The organism is Mycobacterium sp. (genome assembly GCF_035603715.1).
In the GTDB taxonomy this organism is placed as follows: Bacteria; Actinomycetota; Actinomycetes; order Mycobacteriales; family Mycobacteriaceae; genus Mycobacterium.
Genome location: NZ_DATNJW010000391.1, coordinates 1 through 2,076, shown reverse-complemented (window position 1 = coordinate 2,076; position 2,076 = coordinate 1). Strand labels below are relative to the sequence as shown.

At 63.3% G+C, this 2,076-nt stretch carries 2 protein-coding genes; one reads left to right on the top strand and one right to left on the bottom strand.

Annotated features, from left to right (window positions below):
• The first annotated feature begins 77 nt into the window (after positions 1-77).
• Positions 78-1,646, top strand: a complete 1,569-nt coding sequence (locus tag VN856_RS16200) for a PE-PPE domain-containing protein (protein ID WP_325690782.1) — start codon at positions 78-80, stop codon at positions 1,644-1,646.
• A gap of 69 nt (positions 1,647-1,715) precedes the next feature.
• On the opposite strand, the gene VN856_RS16195 is transcribed toward VN856_RS16200, so the two are convergent.
• Positions 1,716-2,076, bottom strand: a 361-nt coding sequence (locus VN856_RS16195) for a zinc-binding dehydrogenase (protein WP_325690780.1), incomplete at its 5' end; no start/stop codon positions are given.

Below are 2,076 nucleotides of genomic sequence, written 5' to 3'. Positions count from 1 at the left end.
ATCCAAGACGCGGCCTCGCAGATCGCTGCTGACTTCTCGGGCCTGTTCTAACGTCCCACAGGTCCGGGAGGTCGCTCATGTCGGAGCTCACGCGTCGTTGGCTGGGTTTTGGGCTGGTGGCAACTGTCGGCGCCGGCGTCGTGGGTCTGACCGCGATGATGAATCCGCCTGGCGCGCGCGCGGACGGCGACGACATCGGATTGGTGCTCGGCGCCAGCGGCCTACCACTCCCCACCGCAATGTCAGATATGCACGTGTACGTGCCGGCCGCAGACGCGCAGTACCTCGACAACATGTACACGCATTTCTACCCCGACCTCACCTTCTACCAGGCCACCTCAACCGACCCTACAAATCCAGGGTTCTTTGGCCCCGGCGTCTTTACGCCGGAAGGGCTCTATCCGCTGACCGGCGCCGGGGTCCACCAATTGTTCCTGAATTACCCCACTGCGGACGATGGCTTTCCGGCGCTGAGCTCATCAGTGGGCCAAGGCATGGCCATTTTGGAAAGCACGATAGCGGCCGACGAGGCTGCCGGTAATACATCAACGGTGTTCGGTTATTCGCAGAGTTCGACGATCGCCAGCTACGTAATGGAGCAGCTGAAAGCGGATGGCGTGAGCCAAAACGATGTGAACTTCCTGCTGGTCGCCGATCCCAGTAACCCCAACGGCGGGGCACTCGAGCGCTTCGCCGGTTTCGAGACCATGTCGGGTCACACAGTCTCCGACCCGTTGAGCCTCCCTAGCCTGGGTTTTGTCTTCGACAACGCCACCCCGGCCGATGATTACGTGACCTCCATCTACTCACTCGAATATGACGGCTTCGCGGACTTTCCGCGCTACCCGCTCAACTTCCTGGCCGACCTGAATGCCTTTTTAGGCATCGCAACGCTGCACGGCACGTATCTGAACGGGTTCGTCCCCGGCAACGGCGGTCCCACCGCCGAAGAGATCGCCAACGCAACTCTGTTGCCCGGCTCAGCGGCCGACGGCACCGCGGACAGTCTCACCAACTACTACATGATCGACGAGACTGCGCCGCTGGTCTCGTTGCTGCCAAAGTCGTTGCAAGACTTGCTGGGTCCCGACCTGACCTATCTGATCAACCTGGGCTACGGCGACGGCAGCCAGGGCTACTCAGTGGACGTGGATTCACCGGCGAATGTTGCCACCCCGTTCGGGCTGGCTCCCGACGTCAGCCTGTCCACCGTCCTCAGCACCCTGGCCACCGACACCCAGCAGGGCATCACAGCGTTGGAGAATGATCCCACCGCGTTTACGGCGTCGCTGGACCCGACCTTGTCAGGGCAGAGCTTCACGGATCTACTGTCGGCATTGTCGGCCGACGCCGCTAATCCCGCCGCCACCCTCACCGAGCTGGCCAACGCGATCTCAAGCGCGACCTCGGCGGCGTATTCAACTTTGCTGCCGTTGGCCGACATAGGAAACGCTTTGCTGACCAGCCTTCCGGCATACGACTTTTCGCTGTTCACCGACAACATCGCCACCGGTGACTTCAGCGACGCATTCGGTCTGCCGATCGCCGCCGATACCGGGATCGGCACGCTGTTCGCCGGTTTCGCAGTCGCGGTCGTCGGCCACGCCGTCTCAGAAATCTCGGCCGACTTCTCGGGTCTGTTCTAGTCTTGAGGGGTACTGAACGCGCCGCCCCCGTCCAGGGGGCGGCGCGTTCCGTATCTGCGAGCAGCCCGGCTAGGGCTCCAGTACAACCTTGCCGAGCACCCCGCCGTCGGCCAGGGACTGCAGCGCGTCACGCCCTTGTGACAGCGGATACCGTTGCGGTGGAGGCGGTTTCAACCCGCCGGCCACCAACTGGTTCAGGCCCGAGGCGAACAACTGCGCCGAGCCGGGCACCTGGTGCAGGTATTCGCCCCACGCGACGCCGAGCACACCGGCGTTGCGCAGCAGCAGCCGGTTGACTTTGACGGTCGGAATGGAACCGGCAGCGAAGCCGATCACCAGCAGCTTGCCGTCGATGGCCAGCACGCGGATCGCGTCGTCGAACGTCGGGCCGCCGATGGGATCGACGACGATGTCCACGCCCTGGCCGTTG

Bases quoted from the DNA above. Each gene is read 5' to 3' on its own strand.
- VN856_RS16200 (WP_325690782.1), top strand. From the start codon at position 78: ATGTCGGAGCTCACGCGTCGTTGGCTGGGTTTTGGGCTGGTGGCAACT.